This is a genomic window from uncultured Martelella sp. (genome assembly GCF_963677965.2).
Lineage (GTDB): Bacteria > Pseudomonadota > Alphaproteobacteria > Rhizobiales > Rhizobiaceae > Martelella > Martelella mangrovi.
Map to the genome: position 1 here is coordinate 3,088,166 of NZ_CAXXFM010000001.1, position 23,012 is coordinate 3,111,177.

Annotated in this window: 21 protein-coding genes, 1 other RNA gene and 1 pseudogene; 14 read left to right on the forward strand and 9 right to left on the reverse strand. The window is 60.7% G+C overall.

Annotation, left to right across the window (positions count from 1 at the left end; all coding sequences use genetic code 11):
* The first annotated feature begins 18 nt into the window (after nt 1-18).
* Nucleotides 19-765 carry a transporter gene (locus ACHZCU_RS14400; protein WP_319519315.1) on the forward strand — a complete coding sequence of 249 codons (747 nt, stop codon included), beginning with the start codon at nt 19-21 and terminating at the stop codon, nt 763-765.
* Nucleotides 766-772: 7 nt separating this feature from the next.
* On the opposite strand, the gene ACHZCU_RS14405 is transcribed toward ACHZCU_RS14400, so the two are convergent.
* Both ACHZCU_RS14405 and ACHZCU_RS14410 read right to left on the reverse strand, forming a co-directional pair.
* Nucleotides 773-1,774, reverse strand: a complete 1,002-nt coding sequence (locus tag ACHZCU_RS14405) for an LLM class flavin-dependent oxidoreductase (RefSeq protein ID WP_319519316.1) — start codon at nt 1,772-1,774, stop codon at nt 773-775.
* 72 nt (nt 1,775-1,846) lie between these two features.
* The gene (locus ACHZCU_RS14410; RefSeq protein WP_319519317.1) at nt 1,847-2,791 is read right to left on the reverse strand and encodes a LysR family transcriptional regulator; all 945 of its coding nucleotides are present in this window, start codon (nt 2,789-2,791) and stop codon (nt 1,847-1,849) included.
* Nucleotides 2,792-2,878: 87 nt separating this feature from the next.
* Here ACHZCU_RS14410 and ACHZCU_RS14415 point away from each other — a divergent pair, with 87 nt between their 5' ends.
* Nucleotides 2,879-3,760 (forward strand): oxidoreductase, encoded by an 882-nt coding sequence (locus ACHZCU_RS14415; protein ID WP_319519318.1) that lies wholly within the window; start codon nt 2,879-2,881, stop codon nt 3,758-3,760.
* Nucleotides 3,761-3,873: 113 nt separating this feature from the next.
* On the opposite strand, the gene gap is transcribed toward ACHZCU_RS14415, so the two are convergent.
* Genes gap through tkt form a run of 3 tightly spaced genes read right to left on the reverse strand, consistent with a single transcriptional unit; the run spans nt 3,874 to nt 7,104 of the window.
* The gene (gap, locus tag ACHZCU_RS14420) at nt 3,874-4,875 is read right to left on the reverse strand and encodes a type I glyceraldehyde-3-phosphate dehydrogenase (protein WP_106311411.1); all 1,002 of its coding nucleotides are present in this window, start codon (nt 4,873-4,875) and stop codon (nt 3,874-3,876) included.
* A gap of 29 nt (nt 4,876-4,904) precedes the next feature.
* Nucleotides 4,905-5,111 (reverse strand): hypothetical protein, encoded by a 207-nt coding sequence (locus ACHZCU_RS14425; RefSeq protein WP_146132366.1) that lies wholly within the window; start codon nt 5,109-5,111, stop codon nt 4,905-4,907.
* A 10-nt stretch (nt 5,112-5,121) separates the two neighbouring features.
* Nucleotides 5,122-7,104, reverse strand: a complete 1,983-nt coding sequence (tkt, locus tag ACHZCU_RS14430) for a transketolase (protein WP_319519319.1) — start codon at nt 7,102-7,104, stop codon at nt 5,122-5,124.
* A gap of 565 nt (nt 7,105-7,669) precedes the next feature.
* Between tkt and ACHZCU_RS14435 the strand changes: the two genes are divergently transcribed.
* The 5 genes from ACHZCU_RS14435 (at nt 7,670) to ACHZCU_RS14455 (ending at nt 10,619) form a co-directional block, all read left to right on the forward strand.
* Nucleotides 7,670-7,948, forward strand: a complete 279-nt coding sequence (locus ACHZCU_RS14435; RefSeq protein ID WP_106311417.1) for a DUF4164 domain-containing protein — start codon at nt 7,670-7,672, stop codon at nt 7,946-7,948.
* A 19-nt stretch (nt 7,949-7,967) separates the two neighbouring features.
* Nucleotides 7,968-8,333 (forward strand): cell division protein ZapA, encoded by a 366-nt coding sequence (locus ACHZCU_RS14440; RefSeq protein ID WP_319519320.1) that lies wholly within the window; start codon nt 7,968-7,970, stop codon nt 8,331-8,333.
* Nucleotides 8,334-8,440: 107 nt separating this feature from the next.
* A non-coding RNA gene (ssrS, locus tag ACHZCU_RS14445) (6S RNA) lies at nt 8,441-8,602 on the forward strand.
* A gap of 19 nt (nt 8,603-8,621) precedes the next feature.
* On the forward strand, nt 8,622-9,305 hold the full coding sequence (locus ACHZCU_RS14450) for a 5-formyltetrahydrofolate cyclo-ligase (RefSeq protein ID WP_319519321.1): 684 nt from the start codon (nt 8,622-8,624) through the stop codon (nt 9,303-9,305).
* Nucleotides 9,306-9,794: 489 nt separating this feature from the next.
* Nucleotides 9,795-10,619 (forward strand): TIGR00282 family metallophosphoesterase, encoded by an 825-nt coding sequence (locus ACHZCU_RS14455; RefSeq protein ID WP_106311453.1) that lies wholly within the window; start codon nt 9,795-9,797, stop codon nt 10,617-10,619.
* Nucleotides 10,620-10,632: 13 nt separating this feature from the next.
* On the opposite strand, the gene ACHZCU_RS14460 is transcribed toward ACHZCU_RS14455, so the two are convergent.
* Nucleotides 10,633-11,553: an AraC family transcriptional regulator gene (locus ACHZCU_RS14460; RefSeq protein WP_319519322.1), complete on the reverse strand. Its 921-nt coding sequence runs from the start codon at nt 11,551-11,553 to the stop codon at nt 10,633-10,635.
* 98 nt (nt 11,554-11,651) lie between these two features.
* Between ACHZCU_RS14460 and ACHZCU_RS14465 the strand changes: the two genes are divergently transcribed.
* The 3 genes and pseudogenes from ACHZCU_RS14465 (at nt 11,652) to ACHZCU_RS14475 (ending at nt 13,793) form a co-directional block, all read left to right on the forward strand.
* Nucleotides 11,652-12,395 (forward strand): SDR family oxidoreductase, encoded by a 744-nt coding sequence (locus tag ACHZCU_RS14465; RefSeq protein WP_319519323.1) that lies wholly within the window; start codon nt 11,652-11,654, stop codon nt 12,393-12,395.
* Nucleotides 12,396-12,498: 103 nt separating this feature from the next.
* Nucleotides 12,499-12,615: pseudogene (locus ACHZCU_RS14470) on the forward strand (metallophosphoesterase); the annotation flags it as partial.
* A 200-nt stretch (nt 12,616-12,815) separates the two neighbouring features.
* Nucleotides 12,816-13,793: a LysR family transcriptional regulator gene (locus ACHZCU_RS14475; protein ID WP_319519324.1), complete on the forward strand. Its 978-nt coding sequence runs from the start codon at nt 12,816-12,818 to the stop codon at nt 13,791-13,793.
* A gap of 28 nt (nt 13,794-13,821) precedes the next feature.
* Here ACHZCU_RS14475 and ACHZCU_RS14480 read toward each other — a convergent pair whose 3' ends face one another.
* The gene (locus ACHZCU_RS14480) at nt 13,822-14,550 is read right to left on the reverse strand and encodes a L,D-transpeptidase (RefSeq protein ID WP_319519325.1); all 729 of its coding nucleotides are present in this window, start codon (nt 14,548-14,550) and stop codon (nt 13,822-13,824) included.
* 331 nt (nt 14,551-14,881) lie between these two features.
* Between ACHZCU_RS14480 and ACHZCU_RS14485 the strand changes: the two genes are divergently transcribed.
* The gene (locus tag ACHZCU_RS14485) at nt 14,882-16,009 is read left to right on the forward strand and encodes a site-specific DNA-methyltransferase (RefSeq protein WP_319519326.1); all 1,128 of its coding nucleotides are present in this window, start codon (nt 14,882-14,884) and stop codon (nt 16,007-16,009) included.
* A gap of 171 nt (nt 16,010-16,180) precedes the next feature.
* On the opposite strand, the gene ACHZCU_RS14490 is transcribed toward ACHZCU_RS14485, so the two are convergent.
* Nucleotides 16,181-16,795, reverse strand: a complete 615-nt coding sequence (locus ACHZCU_RS14490; RefSeq protein WP_319519327.1) for an HAD family phosphatase — start codon at nt 16,793-16,795, stop codon at nt 16,181-16,183.
* Nucleotides 16,792-17,868 carry an A/G-specific adenine glycosylase gene (mutY, locus tag ACHZCU_RS14495; RefSeq protein ID WP_319519328.1) on the reverse strand — a complete coding sequence of 359 codons (1,077 nt, stop codon included), beginning with the start codon at nt 17,866-17,868 and terminating at the stop codon, nt 16,792-16,794. Before mutY ends, ACHZCU_RS14490 begins: the two co-directional genes overlap by 4 nt.
* Before the next feature lie 205 nt (nt 17,869-18,073).
* Between mutY and ACHZCU_RS14500 the strand changes: the two genes are divergently transcribed.
* The 3 genes from ACHZCU_RS14500 to ACHZCU_RS14510 all read left to right on the forward strand — a co-directional run bounded on the left by ACHZCU_RS14500 (nt 18,074) and on the right by ACHZCU_RS14510 (nt 22,936).
* Nucleotides 18,074-18,595: a DciA family protein gene (locus tag ACHZCU_RS14500; RefSeq protein WP_319519329.1), complete on the forward strand. Its 522-nt coding sequence runs from the start codon at nt 18,074-18,076 to the stop codon at nt 18,593-18,595.
* Nucleotides 18,596-18,718: 123 nt separating this feature from the next.
* Entirely contained in the window at nt 18,719-19,390 is a 672-nt protein-coding gene (locus tag ACHZCU_RS14505) for a DsbA family protein (protein WP_106312654.1), read from the forward strand.
* 84 nt (nt 19,391-19,474) lie between these two features.
* Entirely contained in the window at nt 19,475-22,936 is a 3,462-nt protein-coding gene (locus ACHZCU_RS14510) for a chromosome segregation SMC family protein (RefSeq protein ID WP_319519330.1), read from the forward strand.
* The last annotated feature ends 76 nt before the right edge of the window (nt 22,937-23,012 follow it).

The following is a 23,012-nucleotide window of genomic DNA, read 5'->3' on the forward strand; positions in this document are numbered from 1 at the left end:
CTGTCCGCAGCCACGGCCATGGCCGATGATGCCGACAGCCAGGCGAAGCTGGCCAAGCAGCTTTCAAATCCGGTGGCGCCGCTGGCCGTGCTGCCGTTCCAGTTCAACTATGACCGCGGCTATGGCCCCGAAAAGGGCGACCAGTTGCAGCTCAATATTCAGCCGATCATCCCCTTCAACCTGAATGCGGACTGGAATCTGATCAGCCGCACCATCGTTCCAATCGAGCAGCAGAGCGACATTGCCGGTCCCTCCGGCGACCAGTTCGGCCTCGGCGATACGCTGCTGTCGCTGTTTTTCTCGCCGGTCGATAGCGGCGTGGACGGGCTGATCTGGGGCGCGGGGCCCGTTTTTCTGTTTCCCACGGCAACCGATGATCTGCTCGGAACCGAAAAATGGGGCGCGGGGCCAACCGGCGTCATCGCCTTCGAGCACGGGCCATGGACCACCGGCCTTCTCGCCAACCACGTCTGGTCCTATGCCGGCGCGGATGACAGAAGCCGCATCTCGACGACGATGACCCAGCCCTTCATCTCCTACAACACCAGATCGGCATGGACCTTCTCGCTCACCAGCGAGGCGGAATATGACTGGGTGGAAGAAGACTGGATCGTGCCGCTCGACTTTACGGTCGGCAAGCTGGTGATGGCGGGCAGACAACCGATCAGCCTGACGCTTGGCGCGCGCTACTTGGCAACCGCGCCCGCCAACGGCCCGGAAGGCTGGGGGCTGCGGGCCGTGGTGAGCTTCGTGTTCCCGAAATAGCGCGTGACTAGGCCGCTTCTTTCAGTTCATTGCGCAACGCGCCGAACATTTCGACCGATTTCAGCCGCGCCTCGACCGAATGCACGGGAACGGAGATGATCACTTCGTCGGCCTTGGTGTCGGCGATGAAACCTTCCATCTTGGCCCTTGCCTTTTCCGGTCCGCCGACGACGGCGAACTGGAACGTGTGCTCGATCGACATCTTTTCCATTTCGGTCCAGTGGCCATCCATGCTCTCGACCGGACGCGGGGTCTTGCCGCGGGCATTGCGGCGCAGTGCCACGAAGCTTTGAAGAGCTGAGGTGAAGTGGTAGTCCGCCTCGTCATCCGTGTCAGCCATCGCGCCCATCACGCCGACGATCACATAGGGTTTTTCGAGCTGGGCGGAGGGTTTGAAATTGCTGCGGTAGATGTGAAGCGCCTCGAACAGCATGTCGGGGGCAAAATGCGAGGCGAAGGCATAAGGCAGGCCAAGGGCGGCGGCCAGATGCGCGCTGTAGGTGGACGAGCCGAGAATATAGAGCGGCACCTTTGCGCCCGCGCCGGGATTGGCGATCAGCCGTTGGCCCTCTTCCGGGTCGTCCATCAGCTTCTGCAGTTCGACGATATCATTGGGGAAGGTCTGTGCGCCGGCCTCCAGATTGCGGCGCAGCGCCCGGGCGGTGTTCATGTCGGTGCCGGGCGCGCGGCCAAGGCCAAGGTCGATACGGCCGGGATAGAGCGCTTCCAGCGTGCCGAACTGTTCAGCGATCACCAGCGGCGAATGATTGGGCAGCATGATGCCGCCGGAGCCGACGCGAAGCGTTTCCGTTGCCCGCGCCGCTTCCGAGATCACCAGAGATGTCGCGGCACTGGCGATGCCGGTCATGCCATGATGTTCGGCCAGCCAGAAACGGGTGAAGCCTGAAGCCTCCGCCTGTTTCGCCATCTGCCGTGTGGCGTCGAGCGCTTCTGAAACTGTGCCGCCTTCGACGACGGGGCAAAGGTCGAGAATGGAAAATGCAGTCATCGGAAAATCCTGATCCGGAAAGTGAGGTTTGAACCACACTTAGGAATTAATCACCTGATTTGCAAAGTGGTGTCACGCCGGATTCGGCTTTTCGTCAGTCCCGCGTGCGCGGCGGTCTTCGGCAACGAGATCGATAAATGCGCGCAGCGGGCGCGGCGTCAGCCGGCTCGAATAGTAGAGAAAGGGGCCGTCGAATACCGGCCACCAGTCGGAAAGAAGCGGAACCAACGCGCCGCTTGCAAAATGGGGCTCAAGCCAGTTGCCGAATGCAAAGACAAGTCCATGTCCGGCAATCGCGAGATCGATGGCGGCCTGCCAGGCCGAGGTGCCGATGGCAATGCTGGCTGCCGGATCGACCCTGACGACCTCTTCTCCTCTTTCGAATTCCCATTCGGCCAGCGCGCCGCTGGCAAAGCGAGTGCGGATGCAGGCGTGGTCAAGCACGTCGCGGGGATGCTCGGGGGCGGGGTGCATTTTCAGATAGTCGGGAGAAGCGGCAAGCGCGGCCCATTGTCGACGTGGCCCGATCGGCACGGCAATCATGTCCTGTGCCAGATGCTCGCCATAACGGATGCCGGCGTCGAAACCGGCGGCGAGTGTGTCCGTCAGCCGGTCATCGACGATAATTTCAAGACGGACATCCGGGTGGCGTTTCAGAAAACGATCGATCAGCGGCGGCAGGATATCGCTCATCACCGCGCCCGGAACATTCAGCTTGAGCGCGCCGCGAACGGAGCCGGACGAACTCGCCGCATCGGCCAGCGCCGAGCGTGCTTCGCTCATGACCGGTTCTAATCGCTCGGCAAGCGCGCGTCCGGCTTCCGTGAGGGCCACATTTCGGGTGGTACGGATCAGAAGCGGGACGCCGAGGCTGGCCTCAAGCCGCGAGATCGTTTCGCTGACGGTGGAGGGCGCGACCCCCAGCCAGCGCGCGGCCGTGCGGAAGCCGCCGCCGCGGCTGACCGCCAGAAAGACCGAAAGGCCGTCGAGAGCAGGCAAATGAGGATTGTTCGACATGGCGATCAACCTATTCGGAATTGTCCGGATTATCAAATCAAAATGGACGTCCTAAATCGGTCGGGAAAACAACGAAAGGAAACCATTATGACCTTACCAGCAAGCGCCGCCGGCCGTTTTACCTTTCCCGGCACGGAAATCTCCGTCAATCGCATGGGCTACGGCGCCATGCAGCTTGCAGGCCCGCATGTCTTCGGCGAGCCGAAGGATCCGAATGAAGCCCGGGCCGTGCTGCGTGAAGCACTTGATCTCGGGATCGACCATATCGATACCAGCGATTTCTATGGTCCCTATGTCACCAACAGGCTGATTGCCGAAACGCTTCATCCCTATCCGGAAAACCTCACGCTCGTCACCAAGGTTGGCGGCTGGCGGGATGATCAGGGAGGCTGGAACATGGATCACAGTCCGGCATTCCTCCGCAAATCCGTCGAAGACAACCTGGAGCGCCTGAAGCTCGATCAGATCGCAATCGTCAATCTGCGCATGGGTAGTGCTACCGGCTTTAGTGAGGACAGTGCCCTTGCCGAACCGATGCGCGAGATGCGCAGGATGCAGGAAGAAGGGCTGATCGCTCATATTGGTCTTTCGACCGTGACGGAATCGCAGATCAGGATTGCCCGGGATATCGCGCCGGTCGTCTGCGTGCAGAACCTTTACAACCTCGTTCACCGCGATGACGATGCAATGATCGACAGTCTTGCCGAGCAGGGGATTGCCTACGTGCCGTATTTCCCGCTCGGCGGCTTTTCGCCGCTTCAATCGGATGAGCTGGCGAATGTTGCAAACGAACTCGGCACATCGCCGCAAAGCGTGGCGCTTGCCTGGTTGCTCGCCCGCAGTCCCAACATTCTTGTCATTCCGGGAACCGCGTCACGCACCCATCTGCGGGAAAACATCGCTGCCGCCAGCCTGAAGCTTGATGCGGACCATCTGCGTCGCCTCAACGGGATTGCATCGATCAGCTGAGTGCCCTTCCTCGCTGAAACATGAAAGGCCCGCCGAACGGATCGGCGGGCCTTTTCGATTTCGGCTCTATGCCCGCTGCAATGCTGCAACAGGCTGCACAAAGCCTTGGTTGCTTAGAGCAGCTTGCCCATGGCGACGGCGACGTCGGCCATGCGGTTGGAGAAGCCCCACTCGTTATCGTACCAGGACAGGACGCGTACGAGCTTGCCTTCGAGAACCTTGGTCTGCTGGGCGGCGAAGATCGAGGAAGCCGGATCGTGGTTGAAGTCACGCGAAACGAGCGGCTCGTCGTTGTATTCGAGAACGCCCTTCAGCTTGCCTTCGGCCATTTCCTTGACCGCTGCATTGACTTCTTCCGCCGTGACATCGCCGCGCGGAACGAACTTGAAATCGACCACGGAGACATTCGGCGTCGGGACACGGATGGACGATCCGTCGAGCTTGCCGTTCAGTTCCGGAATGACAAGGCCGATTGCTTTCGCCGCGCCGGTGGACGTCGGGATGATCGAAAGTGCAGCGGCACGGGCGCGGTAAAGGTCCTTGTGCATGGTATCAAGGGTCGGCTGGTCACCCGTGTAGGAGTGGATCGTGGTCATGTAGCCACGCTCGATGCCGAACTTTTCATGCAGAACGTAAGTAATCGGCGCAAGGCAGTTGGTGGTGCAGGAGCCGTTGGAGACGATCAGGTCGTCCTTGGTCAGCGTGTCGTGGTTCACACCGTAAACGATGGTCTTGTCGGCGCCCTTGGAGGGGGCGGAAACCAGAACGCGCTTGGCGCCGGATTCCAGCAGCATCTCGGCCTTTTCCTTGGCCGTGAAAATGCCGGTGCATTCCAGCGCGATGTCGACGTCGCTCCAGGGCAGTTCCTTGGGGTCGCGGATCGCGGTGACGCGCATCGGGCCGAGACCGGCGTCGATGGTGTCGCCCTTGACGGTGACCTCATGCGGGAAACGGCCGTGAACGGAATCGTATTTCAGAAGATGGGCGTTGGTTTCGACCGGACCGAGATCGTTGATGGCAACGACCTCGATGTCCTTGCGGCCCGATTCGACGATTGCGCGCAGAACGTTGCGGCCGATGCGGCCAAAGCCGTTGATGGCAACTTTAACTGTCATGGTAGGACTCCCTATTCGCGAGTAGATTCTTACAAAACCCAAAGCCGCCGGATGACATTCAATTGCGGCAGGGCAACCTCTTTTGGACTGCGAGCGCATCGGCCATTGCGCACCGGTAAGCTGGCAGCCCTGATATAAGCCTTTTTTGCCGGAAATTCAGCATTCGTCTGGCGAAATGCAGTCATTTTCGGCACGAGACGGCCCGGCTTTAAAACCGGGCCGCTCAATTCATTCATGGTCAGCCGCTTATGCGCGCTTCTTTTCGACCGCTTCGACAATCGCTTCGGCGGTGATGCCGAAATGCTTGAACAGGTCGGCGCCCTTGCCGGATGCGCCGTAACCGTCCATGCCGATGAAGATACCGTCTGTACCGATGAAGGAATCCCAGCCCATGCGGATCGCGGCTTCGACACCGACCTTGATCGGCGAATTGCCGATGATGGCCTTCTGGTAGTCTTCCGGCTGCTCGAAGAACAGTTCCATGCAGGGCACGGAAACCACGCGGGTGGAAATACCCTTGCCGTCAAGCGTCTTCTGCGCTTCGACAGCCAGACCAACTTCCGAGCCGGAGGCAAAGATCGTGACTTCGGCTTCGTTGGCCGGGATCAGATCGTAAGCACCGGTGGCGCAAAGGTTCTTCTCGTTATAATCGAGACGAACGGCCGGCAGGTTCTGGCGGGTGAGCGCAATGCCCGAAGGGGCGTGAGCGCTTTCCAGCGCAAGCTGCCAGCATTCCGCCGTTTCCATGGCGTCTGCCGGACGGAACATCTGGAGGCCCGGGATCGCCCGCAGCGATGCCATCTGCTCGACCGGTTCATGGGTCGGGCCGTCTTCGCCGACGCCGATCGAATCATGCGTCCACACATGGATGACCCGGATGCCCATCAGCGCGGCAAGGCGCACCGAGGTACGGCAATAATCCGAGAAGATCAGGAAGCCGCCGGAATAGGGGATCAGCCCGCCGTGAAGCGCGATGCCGTTCATGGCGGCTGCCATGGCATGCTCGCGAATGCCCCAGTGGATGAAACGGCCGGAGAAATCATCAGGCGTGATCGATGCCGTCTGGCTGGTATTGGTGTTGTTCGATCCGGTCAGGTCGGCAGAGCCGCCGATGGTTTCCGGAATCGCACCATTGATGACTTCGAGCGCGTTCTGCGAGGACTTGCGCGAGGCCAGCGTCGGCTTCTCATCGGCAAGCTGCTGCTTGTACTTTTGAACCGTGCGGTCGAAGGAGCCGGGCAGTTCGCCGGCAAAGCGGCGGTTGAACTCGGCCTTGATTTCGGTCTTGGTGCCTTTCAGGCGCTCTTCCCACTCGACACGTGCCTTGGTGGAACGCAGTCCGGCAACGCGCCATGCGTCCAGAATGTCTTCCGGCAGTTCGAAGGGTGCGTATTCCCAGCCAAGCGCCTTGCGCGTTTCGGCGATTTCCTCATCACCGAGCGGCGAACCATGGGCCTTGTTGGTGCCGGCCTTTTTCGGCGCGCCGTAACCAATGGTCGTCTTGCAGGCGATCATCGTGGGCTTGTCGGATTTCTGCGCTTCCTCGATTGCCGCGGCGACTTCATCCGGATTGTGGCCGTCAATGTCGATCGTGTGCCAGTTGGCCGCGCGGAAGCGGGCGTGCTGGTCGGTCGAATCGGCAAGCGAAACAGCACCGTCGATGGTGATCGAGTTGTTGTCCCAGAACAGGATCAGCTTGGAAAGCTTCAGGTGGCCGGCAAGCGTGATCGCTTCCTGGCTGATACCTTCCATCAGGCACCCGTCGCCGCAAAGCGCATAGGTGTAGTGATCCATCAGCTCGCCGCCGAACTCGTCGGCAAGCTTGCGCTCGGCGATCGCCATGCCGACGGCATTGGCAATGCCCTGGCCGAGCGGACCGGTGGTGGTCTCGATGCCGGAGGCGTGGCCGTATTCCGGGTGACCGGCGGTCTTGGAGCCGAGCTGGCGGAAATTCTTCAGGTCTTCGAGCGTCATGTCCTCGTAGCCGAGGAGGTAGAGCAGCGAATAAAGCAGCATGGAGCCGTGGCCGGCCGAAAGCACGAAGCGGTCGCGGTTGGGCCAGTTCGGGTTCTTGGGATCGAAACGCATGAACCGCGTGAACAGCACCGTTGCGACATCGGCCGCGCCCATCGGCAGTCCGGGATGTCCCGAATTGGCTTTCTGTACGGCGTCCATGGAGAGGAAACGGATCGCGTTGGCCATCCGGTTGTGTTTTTCAAGAGAAGTCATGTGTTCTTCGCTTTTCTTGATTCTGAGGGATTACGTTGGTCGTTGGAAGTACCGGCCGTCAGGCCAGTCGGCAGTGCTGCCGGTTAAATTACAGTGTTACCCGAACCAATCAAGGCGGCAAATTTGAAAGCGCCTCGATGGGCCTCGAGCCCGAAAACGCGTGGACACTACACCATTTCAAATGGGCCTGCCACAGCTTAACCCGCCATGAGGCAATATGGTGTATATCATGTCTCATTTCTGCGTTTATCCGTTCGCTAAATCGATTGATAGAGGAATTTTCATCGGGTTACATTGTTTTATGACAAATCGACGGTCAGTCCGGCGGCCGCAATGAAGCGCTTTTTGACAGAACCGGCGGCGTTTGGGCCGGTCGGGGAACAGTCCTCGAATTTCCACTTGACAACCACCGGTCTCAGTTGACCTCGGCTGTTAACTCTCCCTAAGATCATAATGAATTTTCGGGCATCTTGACGATTCGAAAAGCGCATTTTGCACCATATGGTGGTGGGCGTGTCGGTGGCTCAAGCAGTGCGCGTCTCTCTATTTCGGGAGGAAGGCAGTAGTGGCAGAAACGGGACGGCTTGAAAACGCGCTTCAGGCGCTTGAAAACGCTCTTTCGGGCCTCGAAAATGCCGTCGATGCCCGTGCGGAAAAGCTTCAGAACCGCGAGGACCTCGAAAACGAGGTGCGGATTGTCCACGAGGACCGCGCAGGCCTTGCGCGCGAACTCGACCAGGCGCAGTTTCGGGCCAACCGGCTGGAAGAGGTGAACCGTGAGGTCTCCCGCAGGCTGGTAACGGCCATGGAGACAATTCGCTCGGTTCTCGATCACGAGAAATAGGCCGGAAGGAACAGGGCAGATGGCGCAAGTCACCGTCAACATCGATGGCAAGGCCTACCGGATGGCCTGCGAAGAGGGGCAGGAGGACCATCTGGTCGATCTTGCAGCCCGGTTCGATTCCTATATCAGCAATCTGCGCGGGCAGTTTGGCGAGATCGGCGATCTCAGGCTGACGGTGATGGCCGGGATCATGATCATGGATGAGCTTCATGACCTGCAGACACTGGTCGATGCCAATGCCGCCGAACTGGAGGACCTGCGCGCCAAGGCCGGCTCCGCCGACAGTGCCCGCGCCGCCCATGACGACGAAATGGCGGCGGTTCTGGAAAATCTTGCCGGGCGGCTGTCGAGCCTTTCGGCAAAAGTGTCCGGCGTTGACAAGTGACCGGTTTTTCGGGCTTTCGGGCAAACTCTCCGGAAGATTGAAGAAAATCGTTTCGCTGTCCCCTTTTTCCCTCTGGCAGGTGGAAGGGTGGAACGCTATATAGGAGCTACGGTCTGCGCTTCACGACAGGAATCTTCGAATCCCCGGGGCCTTACTCGATCCTAAGGGAGCTGTCCCTGACCTCGCCCGTGGGCTTGGTTATATGGCGCCCACCTACTTCTGTAGGCGCCCAGGATCCAACCGATTCCATCGGTCGCCGTGGACCGGCTTTATAATTCAGGTTTCTTTATGCTGAGACGTTTCTTTTTGCGGTTGACGGGGGGCTCCGGCGAGTTTCTGGAAGCCTATTTTTCCCGTCCTGATGAAACCAAATCCGATCTTCGCAAGGTTCTTCTGTCCCGGCGGGACAGCTTGAGCGAAAAGGAACGCAGGAAGCGCGACAAGCGCATCATGCACGAACTCGAAGAACTGTTTACAGCGTTCGAAGGCATGACGGTCGCCGGATACTGGCCGATCAAGAGCGAATTCGATCCGCGCCCGGCGATGCGTGAAATCGAAAAGGCGGGCGGCAAGCTCTGCCTTCCTGCCGTCATTGACCGTGAGACCATTGTTTTTCGGGCTTATAAAACCGGTGACGATCTGGTGAAGTCCGGTTTCGGTACGCTTGCGCCGCCGGAGACGGCCGAGGCGGTCGATCCCGAAATCATTCTGATTCCCCTTGTCGGTTTCGATGGCACCGGAAATCGTCTCGGCTATGGCGCCGGCCATTATGACCGCGCCGTTGCCGATCTTGCGGCCAGGGGGAAGCGTCCGCGTCTGATCGCGCCGGCCTACGCCGTCCAGGAAGCCCGCAGAATTCCATCCGAGCCGCATGACCAGCGGCTGTTCGGCATCGTGACCGACGGTGGAACACGGACGATCATGGAAGTGGTGGAAGACGGGGAAATACATCTGGAGCCGCCGACGACCTGAGGCGATGGTGCGAAACCGGATTAATTTATTTCCATAGCCGCCGTGCCGCGCTAGAGCGTTTCAGACTGAAATGGAATCGTTCTGCGGCAAGGAATTTGCGCCAGAACCAAGGGCTTTGGCGCAGGGCATAGCCGAAGCTATGTCCAAGCCGAAGACCGCCGGTAATGGCGCAAATTCATGCCGCCCAGTTCAGCGCGCTTGACGCGCTGAACCGACCAAATCGCGGGCGTGTTCATTCCATGATCTGGAGATCATGGAATGCCGCCCTTGCGGGTTTGCCCAAACCGGCCCTCCACTTTGTCGAAACCCTTCGATATAGCTATGGCTATACCGTGCGGGCTTCTTCGCGTGGAATGACCGGTTTGGGCAAACAGAACTGTTTCCATTTCAGTCTGAAACGCTCTAAAGGGGGCAGCAACACCATCACCACTTTGCCGCAACCCTCTGTCGCTCTTGACTGCGACGATGCGGCTGGAAACGGAATTTTCAATGCGTTTGCTTTTTCTCGGGGATATGGTCGGCAAGACGGGGCGCAGGGCGGTCTGGGATCGCCTGCCGGGCCTGATCAGCGATCTGAAGCTCGATTTCGTCATCGTCAACGGCGAGAATGCCGCCGGCGGCTTCGGCATCACCGAAACCATCTTTCAGGAAACCATCAATGCCGGCGCCGATGTGGTGACCACCGGCAATCATGTCTGGGACCAGAAGGATGCGGTGATCTTCGCCGACCGGCATGAGCAGTTCCTGCGCCCTGCGAACTACCCGGCCGGCACGCCGGGCCGGGGATCGAGCATCCATTATGCCAGAAACGGCGCGCGCGTGCTGGTGGCCAACATCATGGGTCGTGTGTTCATGCATCCCGAGCTCGACGATCCCTTCAAGGCGGGTGAGGATATTCTGGGGGCCTGCCAGCTCAAGGATCAGGTCGACGCCATCATCTTCGATTTTCATGCGGAAGCCACCAGCGAGAAACAGGCCTTCGGCCATTTCGTTGACGGCCGCGCCAGCCTCGTCGTCGGTACCCACACCCATGTGCCGACCGCCGATTGCCAGATCCTGAATGGCGGCACGGCCTATATGTCGGATGCCGGCATGTGCGGCGATTACGATTCCTCGCTCGGCATGGACAAGGAAGAGCCGCTCTCCCGTTTCGTCTCCAAGATGAACAAATCTCGCTTCGAGGCTGCCTCCGGCCCGGCGACCATCTGCGGCGTCGGCGTCGAAATCTCCGATACCACGGGGTTGGCTGAAAAAATTGCACCTTTGCGTCTCGGTCCGAGGCTTTCGGAAACCATTCCGGATTTCTGGAACTAGGATTGGGCAACGATTAATGTCCGTCGGCCGCTGATCCCAATCCTTCGCGCATGTAGCGTCCGGGCGGCAGGCCGACATGGCGGCTGAAGGCCGTGCTGAATGTGCTGGCCGAGCCATAGCCGATCCGGCTTGCGACCTCGTCGAGCGAGATGTCTTCGCCGCGTAACAAATCCTTTGCCACGGCCATGCGCCAGGACAGAAGATATTCCATCGGTCGCATGCCGACCGTTGTGGTGAAGCGGTCGAAAAAGGCCGAACGCGACAGGCCCGCTGCGCGGGCGAGATCGGGAACTGTCCAGCTGCGCTGAAGTTCGCCGTGCATGGCGCGAAGCGCTGCAGCAATTTTCGGGGCGTGCAGCCCCCGCAACAGGCCCGGCCGGTCCTGCGTCGCCGGCGCTGCCCGCAGCGCTTCGATCAGAAGAATTTCGACGTATCGCTCAAGAATGAGATCACGGCCGATATCGTCCTGCGCTGCTTCATCGCCCAAAAGCCGCACGATCTGGCTTAGCCGGTCAGCACCTTTTATGTGGATCATGCCGGGCAGAAGCGAAACCAGAAGGCCGGCATCGGGAGAGCCGAAGGTGAACCAGCCGCCGAACTGCCGCACATCTGCCGGTCCGTCCTGGCGGCCGAAGCGAACCTCACGGTCGGGAATCGGCGCTTTCTTCGGGTCGATCCGCATTGGCGCCGCCGGTTCGAAACCCGACATGGTGAAGGATGGTGTTGCCGGCAGCAGGACGAAATCGCCTTCTTCAAGGATGACCGGCGCCTCACCCTCGACGGCAAGCCGGCAACGCCCCTCTGTCACCGCGCAAAAGCCCGGCTGTCCGAAATCCGAATAGCGCACAGCCCAGGCACCGGCCGCGCTGATGCCTTTGGAAAACACGGCGCGCGGGCGCAGAAGTTCGATAATTTGAACAAGCGGATCTGCCATTTCGGACTAACGCAAACGAAAATCGGACTTAAGGTTGATGATAGTCCTGATTTTGCCCGGTAAAACGCTCCTGTCAACACAGAACACAGGAGACCCTTATGAAAACCGTTCTCATCACCGGCACTTCGTCGGGCTACGGCCTCGAGACCGCTCGCCACTTCCACGACAAGGGCTGGAATGTCGTTGCCACCATGCGCAAGCCCGATAGGGACCTCTTTCCCCGTTCGGATCGTTTGCGTGTCTTGCCGCTCGACGTCACCGATCCGGCAAGCATCGCGGCAGCGCTTGAGGCCGCCGGGCCGCTGGACGCGCTGGTCAACAATGCGGGCATCGGTTCGGCCGGTGCCTTCGAGGTGACGCCGATGGCGCATATCCGCAAGGTGTTCGAGACCAATACATTCGGCGTCATGGCCATGACACAGGCCGTCATTCCGCAAATGCGCGAACGCGGGCAGGGGGTGATTGTCAATGTCACGTCTTCGGCCACGCTCGCGCCGATGCCGCTGGTGGCGGCCTATACGGCCAGCAAGCAGGCGATCGAGGGTTTTTCGGGCGCGCTTGCCCACGAGCTTGCCGCTGTTGGTCTTCGCGTCAAACTGGTCGAGCCCGGCCTTGGGCCGACAACGCGCTTTGCCGCCAATTCCGATATCTCGGTCATGGACCTGATCCCGGAGGCCTATGCCGGTTTCGCCCAAAAAGTCTTCGAAGCCTATGGCCGGCAGACGCTGACGACGAAGGAGAGCGATGTGGCGGAAAGCGTTTGGCAGGCCGTGAACGATATGACGGATCGATTGCGGTATGCCGCGGGTGCGGATGCGCTGGCGCTTGCCGGGGCCGCTTGAAGCTCTCGCGATCATGTCGGGGAACGTCGGAAACGGTAATGCCGGCGTCATGTTGAGAAGCGAATATGCGCTGCGCCTCGACAGTGCGCCCAGTCCGTTTGTCGGCTTTATCTGCGGCGTTGACGTCGAGATCTCCGACACGACGGGGTTTGCCGAAAAGATTGCGCCTTTGCGTCTCGGACCGCGTCTGGAAGAGACTGCGCCTGTATTCTGGGGATAGGCTCTTCGATAGAAATGCACGCTCAGCGAGGGCGTTTGCAGTGACCCCGTCATCCGGATGCATCAAGGCATGAGTGCCAGCCTGAACTGTCAGAATGCAGGTTTCCGAAAGAGCCGCTTGCTGGAAAACCAGGTCAATGTGTTTGTTTATAAATGTCCGATCCGTTATGGTTCCGCAAGGATCATAACAGAGCGTTATCGATGGACATCAATGCAGCCCTCAAGGCGTTCGTTCGCACCGTCGAGCGCGAATCGATCACCGCCGCCGCCCGCGATCTGGGCATTTCCCAGCCGGCGGTGACGAAACATATCCGAAACCTTGAAGCCCGCCTGAACGCGCGCCTTCTGGAGCGATCGCCCAAGAATGTCCGGGTGACGGCCCAGGGGGCCGAACTCTATGAATCCTGCCGGCATGCCCTGGCCTCGATCGACGCGGCGCTCGAAGGCGTCCGGCTGAACGATGGCGAGGTGGAGGGCCCCTTGCGGGTTCATGCACCGGTCTGCATCGGCGAAAAGCATGTTCATGCCATCGTGATGGAATTTCTGGATGCGCATCCGCAAACGAATATCGAACTGGTGCTGGAAAACAGGCAGGTCGATCTCATTCACGAGAATTTCGACATCGCCATTCGCTTCGGCAGGATCGAAGGGCAGGATGTCATCGCGCGGCGCATTGGCTGGATTCAGCGCATCCTCGTCGCGGCGCCGGAATTCCTGGATATCACTCCGCGCATCGATGCGCCGGAACAGCTTGGCGAGGTCGCCTTGGTCGCCACCAGGAACGTGCTTGAAAAACGCAACGAACTTCAGCTTGTCAGCGACGCAAGCGAGGCGATGACTGTCACTGTTTCGCCGGTGCTGACGACCAACAGCGCTCAGGTTCTCCTGAAGAGCCTGCTTTCAGGCCGTGGGGTCGGCACAATCCAGACCAATCAGGTCATCGACGAGCTTCGCGACGGGCGTCTTGTGCGGGTATTGCCGCATTACACGATAAAGCCGATCGCGGCGTCATTGACCTATCCCTCCACGAAATTCATGCGCCCCGTCGTGCGGGCCTTCACCGATTTCGCCATCACAAGACTGCGCGGCATCACCGGCATCAGCGCTGAGCCGAATTGCGGATTTGATGTGCCCCATGCGCCGGGGAAACCCGAAGCCGAGACTGTCATGTCGTCCTGATGGGATCGACGGTATCGTTTCGAGGGTCCTAAACGCCGACCGGCTGTTGGCGGACAACGATCCGGGCGTGGTAGGGCACGCGGTCGTAAAGGTCGATGACGTCCTGATTCAAAAGCCGGACACAGCCGGACGACACCGCATTGCCGATCGAAGACCATTCCGGCGATCCGTGCAGGCGGTAAAGCGTATCTTTGCCATTTTGAAAGATGTAAAGCGCGCGTGCGCCGAGCGGGTTCATGATCCCCGGCGCCATGCCGCCATTGGCGACCGAATAGATTTCAAGCGCCGGGTCGCGCGCGATCATGTCACGCGGCGGCTTCCATCGCGGCCAGTGTTGCCGCCAGTGGATGACGCCTTCGCCTTCCCAGGAAAAGCCGGTTCGCCCGATGCCGACGCCATAGCGCATGGCGCTGCCATCGTCCTCGACGAGATAGAGAAAGCGGGAGGGCGTATCGACGACCACCGTGCCGGGCGGCTCCCCGGTTGGGTTTTCGACGCGCTGGCGCAGCATTTGCGGGTTCATCTGCCAATAGGGCACTGCGGGGATTTCGTGACCGTCGTCCGTCACTGCCGCATATTGCAGATCGCGTTCGGGGCTGCGTGGGGTGGAGATCCGGGCTTCCGGCGTTTCCTCGACGGGCTGCGTCTTCACGGCGGGCTGTGTCGAGACGCATGCCGAAACGGACATGGCCAGAGGAAGGGCGCCCAGAACAAATGTCCTGCGGGTGAGGGGGGCTTGAGTGTCTGATTCTTGCATGGAGGCGGTCAGTCTTTTTCTGGTCGGCTTGGTGTCGCCGGCCAGAGAAAACCAAGTAGTCAGCCATGTCCAGTGGTTGGGTGGTGATCAGATCCATAACCAATGGTTATGGTTTGATCTGCCTTATGCCTTGTACCCTCCGGCATCCGGTCGACTGAACCGCGTTTCGCCGCCCCGGCAAGCATGGTCTGCGACCGCGGGACATCTCAGGGGCGGCTGAAGTCGACCGGAGGTTTTCGTTTTGTCAGCCAGTCTCAACGCTTTGGTAACCAAAACAGGCGAGAATCGGGCCAATCACCAGTTGTTGAGTACCTGTACAAGCGAGTAACACATGGTCCCGGTCACTGCCCTGAAGACGAAGGCGGCGTCGCCTGAGCGCGCCGAATGGATTGACACCATCCTCAAGGGCGATTGCGTTGCCGCACTCGAAGCGCTTCCGGATCATTCGGTCGACGCAATTTTCGCCGACCCGCCCTATAATCTCCAGCTTGGCGGCGTGCTGCACCGCCCTGACCAGTCGAAGGTCGATGCCGTCGATGACGAGTGGGATCGGTTCGCCTCGTTCGAGGCCTATGATGCCTTTACCCGCGCATGGTTGCTGGCCTGCCGCAGGGTGCTGAAGCCGAACGGCACGATCTGGGTGATCGGCTCCTATCACAATATCTTCCGCGTCGGCGCCAAGATGCAGGACCTTGGCTTCTGGATCCTCAACGATATCGTCTGGCGCAAGACCAACCCGATGCCGAATTTCAAGGGCCGCCGTTTCCAGAACGCCCATGAGACGATGATCTGGGCCAGCCCCGACGCCGAAACCAAAGGTTATACCTTCAACTATGACGCCATGAAGGCGGCCAATGACGATGTGCAGATGCGCTCGGACTGGCTGTTTCCGATCTGCTCGGGCGGCGAGCGTCTGAAGGGCGAGGACGGCAAGAAGGTGCATCCGACGCAAAAGCCCGAAGCATTGTTGTCGCGCATCATCCTGTCTTCGACCAAGCCCGGCGATGTCGTGCTTGACCCGTTCTTCGGCTCCGGCACCACCGGCGCTGTGGCCAAACGCCTCGGTCGCCATTTCGTCGGTGTCGAGCGCGAACAGGATTATATCGATGCCGCGACCGCGCGCATTGAAGCTGTCGAGCCGCTGGCCGACGAGATGCTGGCGCCGACGCCGAGCAAGAAATCGCTGCCGCGCGTGGCCTTCCTGTCGCTGATCGAAAGCGGATTGCTGGCTGCCGGCGACCGGTTGACCTCGCCCAGGGGAGATCTGACGGCCTATGTCCGGGCAGACGGCACGCTGGCAAGCGGCGCAGACAGCGGTTCGATCCATCGCCTCGGTGCTCGCCTTCAGGGCGCGGAAGCCTGCAATGGCTGGACATTCTGGCATTATGAGGAAGGCGGCGAACGCTATCCGATCGACCGTCTTCGCGGGCGTATCCGCGCGGCGATGGCCGGCGCCTGATCGCGCCAGCGTTCATATTAGGACTTTATCAACCATATATAGAAATTGTTCACGAATTTCGTTTAGAGGTTGATCTGTTCCCTGTAGCGGCGTTTCGGTTTTTGACCTCCGAACATGACGCGGCAATTTCCGGGCCCGGCACAAACCGGGCCCGGTTGTGTTTTGCACGGTTCAGACGGTGATGCCGAAAGAGGCAAAATCGGCTTTCAGCCTCGCGGCATCGGTGAACCGGACCGCGTTCCAGCCGGCGGCCTTTGCCCCCTCGACATTGACCGCCTTGTCATCGATGAACAGCGTTGCTTCTGGTGTCAGGCCGAAGGTCTCGGCGTGCCGGTCGAAAATCTCGCGGTCGGGTTTGACCATGCCGATCTCGCCGGAAACGGTGATGCCGCGTCCCTCGTCAAGAAACGGATAGCGGGTGCGGCAGACCCGGAATGTATCGGCCGCGAAATTGGTCAGCAGCGTCACATCCCGTCCCGACGCGATCAGCGACTGGTAGAGCGCGACCGAATCCTCGTAGGAATAGGGGATCATCTCTTCCCAGTGGGCGCGGAAGGCGCGGATATTGTCGGCCTCTTCCGGATGGCGGGCGATGGCCTCGGCTTCTGCTTCCGGCCATGGGCGGCCGCGGTCCTGCTCGTGGTTCCAGGCATTGGTGCAGACCTCGGCAAAGAAGCGGGCACGCTTTTCCGGATCCGGAATGATGCGCGAAAACGGGACGTGCGGATCGTAATGCACCAGCACATGGCCGATGTCGTAGACAATGTGGCGGATTTCAGTGGTCATGATGTCTCCCTGCGGGCCTTGAATGCATCGGGTATAGCCTGCGTGATTGCCTTTTTCATTACACTGGGAAGTGCTTCCTCACCAAGTGCCGTGATTTGCGTCCAGCGCCCGCCGGTAACCGGGCGCTCGTCTAAGGCCGCATGCCAGATGGCAAGTCTCAGTTCGAAGTGGGTAAAGACGTGCGTCACTTCGCCCTTCGGCGTCCATGCCGCCGAAAACGGGGCGGCGTCCTTCCCGGTTTCGCCGTCGCTCCTGGCCGTCCAGCCGGTTGTCGGCACCTCGGCCATGCCGCCCAGAAGCCCCTTGTTTTCGCGGGTCTTCAGCAGGATCCGCTGGTCCGGCGTTTCCGCGATGAAGGCCGCGCCATAGCGCACGGGCCGGGCCGCTTTCGGCATCTTCAGCGGAAAACGCTGCGGGTCGTCTTTTGAAAGCGCGATGCAGTCATCGCGCAACGGACAGAGCACACAGGCCGGCCGTTTCGGTGTGCAGATCGTGGCGCCGAGGTCCATCATCGCCTGCGCGTAATCCCCCGGACGCTCGGCCGGCGTCATCGCCTTCGTTCGGGTTTTGATTTCCGGTTTGGCGGTCGGCAGCGGCGTTTCGATGGCAAAAAGCCGTGTCACCACGCGCTCGACATTGCCGTCGACAACAGCTTCCGGCCGGTCGAATGCGATGGCCGCAATCGCCGCAGCGGTATAATCGCCGATGCCGGGCAGGGCCTTCAGCCCTTCAAACGTATCAGGAAAACGTCCGTCATGGTCGCGCGCCAGCACTTCGGCGCATTTCTTCAGGTTGCGCGCGCGCGCATAATAGCCAAGGCCCGCCCAGGCCGCCATCACCTCATCCGTATCGGCGGCGGCGAGATCGGCGACGCGCGGCCAGCGCGTGAGGAACTTGTCGAAATAGGGTTTGACCGCCTGCACGGTGGTCTGCTGCAACATGATTTCCGAAAGCCAGACATGATAGGGATCGGGCACGACGCCCTGAGCCTTGTCGGAAGGGCCGACGCGCCACGGCAGCTCCCGGTGGTGGCGGTCGTACCAGGCGAGAAGCTTTCGGGCGAAGTGATCCATGATGTCCTGAAATTCAATTGTGTTCGGGCGATTTTTCGCCGGGTCTTCATCGCTTATCGCGGAAGCCCGGCGCCGGGCAACATGGCATGCGAAAATTACCCGCGCGCTTTTTCATCAATCCCTGTTCATGACCTGACAAAATCTCTATGGTTTGCACATCTTCTGCCGTATATCGTTGCCGGCCTTGTAAAGGTTTGGAAAGAAAATGCGCCCGTCCCGTCCGAGAAATGCCAGCCAGATTGCCGATGTGGCCAACAGCCTCATCGACCCGATCCTTGCGCGCCGCTCGGGCATATCCACGGCGCTTCTGGGCGCCTGGGACGAGATTGCCGGCGAAGCCTATGCCGATTTTTCGCGGCCTGAAAAAATCACCTGGCCGAAACGTCCCTCGGAAAGCGAGGACGGCGGTTTCCGGCCCGGCTGCCTGACGATTGCCTGCGAAGGCGCGCGGGTGCTGTTTCTGACCCATGCGCAGGGCGAACTCATTCACCGGGTCAACGGCTTTTTCGGCTTTTCGGCGATCGATCGCATCAAGGTGGTTCAAAAGCCGGTGCAGCCGCCCGGCGGACACCGCAAGAAGCCACCCGAACTGTCGCCTGCCGAAGCGCTCGACCTTGAGGCCCGGCTTGCGGGCATCGAATCTGAAAAACTGCGCGCCGCGATCATGCGGCTTGGCGCGGGCGTCATGAGTGAAAAGCGGCAAAAGAAGGGCAGAAAGGGCATATGATGCGGGGTAAACCCCGGAATGGCAGTCACATATGTTTGAAGCGTGGGCCGGCTTGCCGGCTTGTGCAATTTTCGCCCAATCGCTAGTGAAGTTGAAACGGGAAACCAGACGAGAGTAACTAAAATGGCTGAATTCGAGATCACAAAGCGGACCCTGTTGCGGGGCGTTGCTGCCGGCAGCGCGGTGGCAGGCCTTTCCTTCGCCCCTTCCGCTTTCGCGCAGAGTGGCGAATTGCCCGAATCCCAGGGCAATGTCGACATGGAAAAGGCGCTGGAGCCCGGACCGCTTCCGGAAATCGCGATGGGTGAGGAAGATGCGCCGGTCAAGATCATCGAATACCTGTCGATGACCTGCCCGCACTGCGCCAACTACCAGGAAAAAACCTTTCCGGCGATCAAGGAAAACTACATCGACACCGGCAAGGTCTATTACATCTTCCGCGAATTTCCCTTCGATCCGCGCGCCATGGCCGCCTTCATGCTGGCCCGCTGCGCCCCGAACGACAAGTTCGTACCGTTCATGGACATGATGTTTTCGCAGCTGAGAACCTGGGCCACGGCAGAAGACGGCAGCGCTGCAATGCTGCAAATGGCGAAACTGGCCGGTTTTACACAGGAAAGCTTCCAGGCTTGCTTGACGGACCAGACTCTGCTCGATGAGATAAATACGGTAAGAGAGCGCGGGGCGGAAGAATTCGGGGTCAGCGCGACGCCGACCTTCCTGATCAATGGCAAGAAGTATTCGGGGGACATGTCGGTTGACACTATGTCGGCCCTTATCGACAGCATGCTTTGATTTTACGTTCGCACGATTTTGGGCGCGCGCCGGGAAAGGCGCGCGCTTTTTTGCGTCTGCATACCCCTTGCGGGGTGATGCGCGATGAAATTCGATCGCCTGCGGCTTGTCGGTTTCAAATCCTTCGTCGAGGTCGGTGACTTTATCATCGCCCCGGGGCTGACAGGGGTGGTCGGTCCCAATGGCTGCGGCAAGTCCAATCTGGTCGAGGCCCTGCGCTGGGTGATGGGAGAAAATTCCTACAAGAACATGCGCGCCTCGGGCATGGACGACGTGATCTTTTCAGGATCCGGCAGCCGTCCCGCACGCAATTCTGCCGAAGTCGGCCTTCATATCGACAATTCCGACCGCACCGCGCCGGCGGCCTTCAATGACAGCGATGAAATCCAGGTCTCGCGCCGGATCACCCGTGAGCAGGGCTCGCTCTACCGCATCAACGGCAAGGAGGCCCGTGCCAAGGATGTGCAGCTTCTGTTTGCCGATGCCTCGACCGGCGCGCGCTCGCCGTCCATGGTCGGGCAGGGGCGGATCGGCGAACTGATCCAGGCCAAGCCGCAGGCTCGTCGTCAGCTGCTGGAAGAGGCGGCCGGTATTTCTGGGCTTCATTCCCGTCGCCATGAGGCAGAACTCAGGCTGCGCGGCGCCGAGACCAATCTGGAACGGCTGGAGGATGTCACCGCACAGCTTACAAGCCAGATCGAAAGCCTGAAGCGCCAGACCCGGCAGGCAACCCGCTTCAAGGCGCTGTCAGCCGATATCCGCGCGCATGATGCCATTCTTCTGCATCTGCGCTGGGTGGATGCCAAAAACGCCGAAGCCGAGGCGACGAGTGCGCTCAACCAGTTGACCGCTGTCGTGGCCGAGCGCGCCAACCAGCAGATGGAAGCGGCCAAGACCCAAGCCGTTGCCGGTCTCAAAATGCCGGAACTGCGCGATGAAGAGGTCAAGGCGGCCGCACTTCTCCAGCGTCTGCAGATTGCCCGCCGCCAGCTTGAGGACGATGCCGCGCGCATGATGCAGCGTCGCGACGAGCTGTCGCGCCGGCTGTTGCAGCTTGGCGAGGATATCCGCCGCGAAGAGGCAATGATTGCCGACAACAGCGCCATTCTCGAGCGTCTTGCTGCCGAAGAGGCTGAGCTTTCCGAACTGCTGGAGTTTTCCGGCGAGGACATTGCAGCGGCCCGCGAAACCATGGATGAGGCGGCAGCCCGGCTTTCCGAAAGCGAAAACACCCTGAATGCGCTGACGGCCGAGCGCGCCGAAGCTGCCGCCAATCGCGCCCAGCTTGAGCGCGCGATCGCCGATCTTGCCGACCGGCGGGCGCGGCTGGAAAAGCAGATCCACGATGCTGACAGCGAGCTTGAGGCGATTTCCGCCCGCATGGGCGCCGTGCCGGACCCGGCGGAAAAACGTGAGGCGCTGGAAGCTGCCCAGATCGCCGAGGAAGATGCCTACGGCGCGCAGGAAACAGTCGAGGAGAACCTTGCCGAAGCGCGTCGCAATGAGGTGCTGACCCGTCAGCCGGTGGAAACGGCCAAGGCCAGGCTGTCGGAAATCGAGACCGAGGCGCGGACCATTGCCAATATGCTTTCGGCCAGTGCGGCTGCAGGCGACTTTACCCCGTTGGCCGATTTACTGAGCATCGAGCAGGGTTTCGAGACGGCGCTCGGTGCCGTGCTGGGCGATGATCTGGAAGCACCGCTGCAGGCCGAAGCGGCGGCGCACTGGCGCGGCAATGGCGCAGGCCTCGGCGACCCGGCGCTGCCCGATGGCTGTCGTGCGATGAGCGAACTGGTCGACGCCCCGCAAGAGGTGATGCGGCGGCTGAAACAGATCGGCCTGGTCGAGAAAGACGCGGGCGAAACATTGATGCATGCCCTGTTGCCGGGGCAGGAACTGGTGACCAAGGAGGGGGCGGTTTTCCGCTGGGACGGTTATGTGAAGGGAGCGGATGCGCCAAGTGCGGCCGCGCTCAGGCTTTCCCAGAAAAACCGGCTGACCGCACTTGAGGATGAACGGCGCGAGGCGGAGGTGATGCTGGAAGACGCGCAGCAGCGCCAGCAGCAGGCCGCAGACCAGGTGCGAACCGCCGAAGCCGCGCTGTCGTCGTCCAGAGAGGCCGTCCGCATGGCCGGTCGGGTGGTGGCTGACGCGCGTTCCGCCCTTGCCGAAGCCGAGCGTGCCTCGGGCGAACTGGTGCGCCGCCGCGATGTTGTAACCGAAACCCGCAGCCAGCTTGCCGCCCAGCTTGAGGATATTGCCCTGCGCAGCGAGGAAACCGCGGCGCAGCTTGCCGAAGCGCCGGATTTTTCCGTGCTGGAGCAACGCCTTGCCACGCAGGGCGCCGAGGTTGCCCGGCTACGCGGTGAACTGGCGGAAGCGCGCGCGCGCCATGACGGGCTGATGCGTGAAAACGATGCCCGCAAGCGCCGGATTGTGGCGATCGGACAGGAACGGACAAGCTGGCAGAACCGTGAAAAGGGTGCGCAGGCGCAGATTGCGACTCTGAAAGGCCGCGATGAAGATGCGCGCGATGAACTGGAAGGCCTTGAGGAAGCGCCTGAGGAACTGGAAGACAAGCGCCGTCAGCTAACCCGTGAGCTCGAGGCTGCCGAAAACACGCGCAAGGCCGCCGCCGACCGGCTGGTCGAAGCGGAAGAAGCCCAGCGCGAGGCCGATCGCCATGCCGCCAAGGCGCTTTCCGATCTGGCCGAAGCGCGCGAAAAGCGGGGCCGGGCGGAAGAACGTCTGGTCTCGGCGCGGGAACGGCGCGAGGCGGCCGAAACGCGTATCGGCGAGGTGTTGGACGTTGCCCCGCATGAGGCCTTCCGCCTGACCGGTCTTGCACCCGACGAAGACCTGCCGGACCCGCTGACGGTGGAACGCGCGCTGGAAAGGCTGAAGGTCGAGCGCGAGCGTCTCGGCGCGGTCAACCTGCGCGCTGAGGAAGAACAGGCCGAATTGTCCGCAAAGCTCGAGGAACTGGTGCGCGAGCGCGACGATATCCTCGACGCCATCCGCAAGCTGCGCGGCGCCATTCAAAATCTCAACCGCGAGGGCCGCGAGCGTCTGCTGGCCGCCTTCGACGAGGTCAACGATCAGTTCCAGCGCCTGTTTGTCCATCTTTTCGGCGGCGGCATGGCCGAGCTCCAGCTGATCGAATCGGACGACCCTTTGGAGGCCGGTCTCGAAATCCTCGCTCGCCCGCCCGGCAAGAAGCCGCAGACGATGACGCTGTTGTCCGGCGGCGAGCAGGCGTTGACGGCAATGGCGCTGATCTTTGCCGTATTCCTCACCAATCCGGCGCCGATCTGCGTGCTCGACGAGGTCGACGCTCCGCTCGACGACCACAATGTCGAACGCTATTGCAATCTGCTGGAAGAGATGGCGACCACGACCGATACTCGTTTTATCGTGATTACCCATAACCCGATCACCATGGCGCGCATGGATCGGCTGTTCGGCGTGACCATGGCGGAGCAGGGGGTGTCGCAGCTCGTGTCGGTCGACCTGAGAACGGCGGAAAAACTGGTGGAAGAAGCCTGATGGCAGCCGGTTTGGCAGCGTCCATCGGGATTTTTCTCTTTTGTCCAATTCTCATTTCGGCTCCGATGCTCTAACG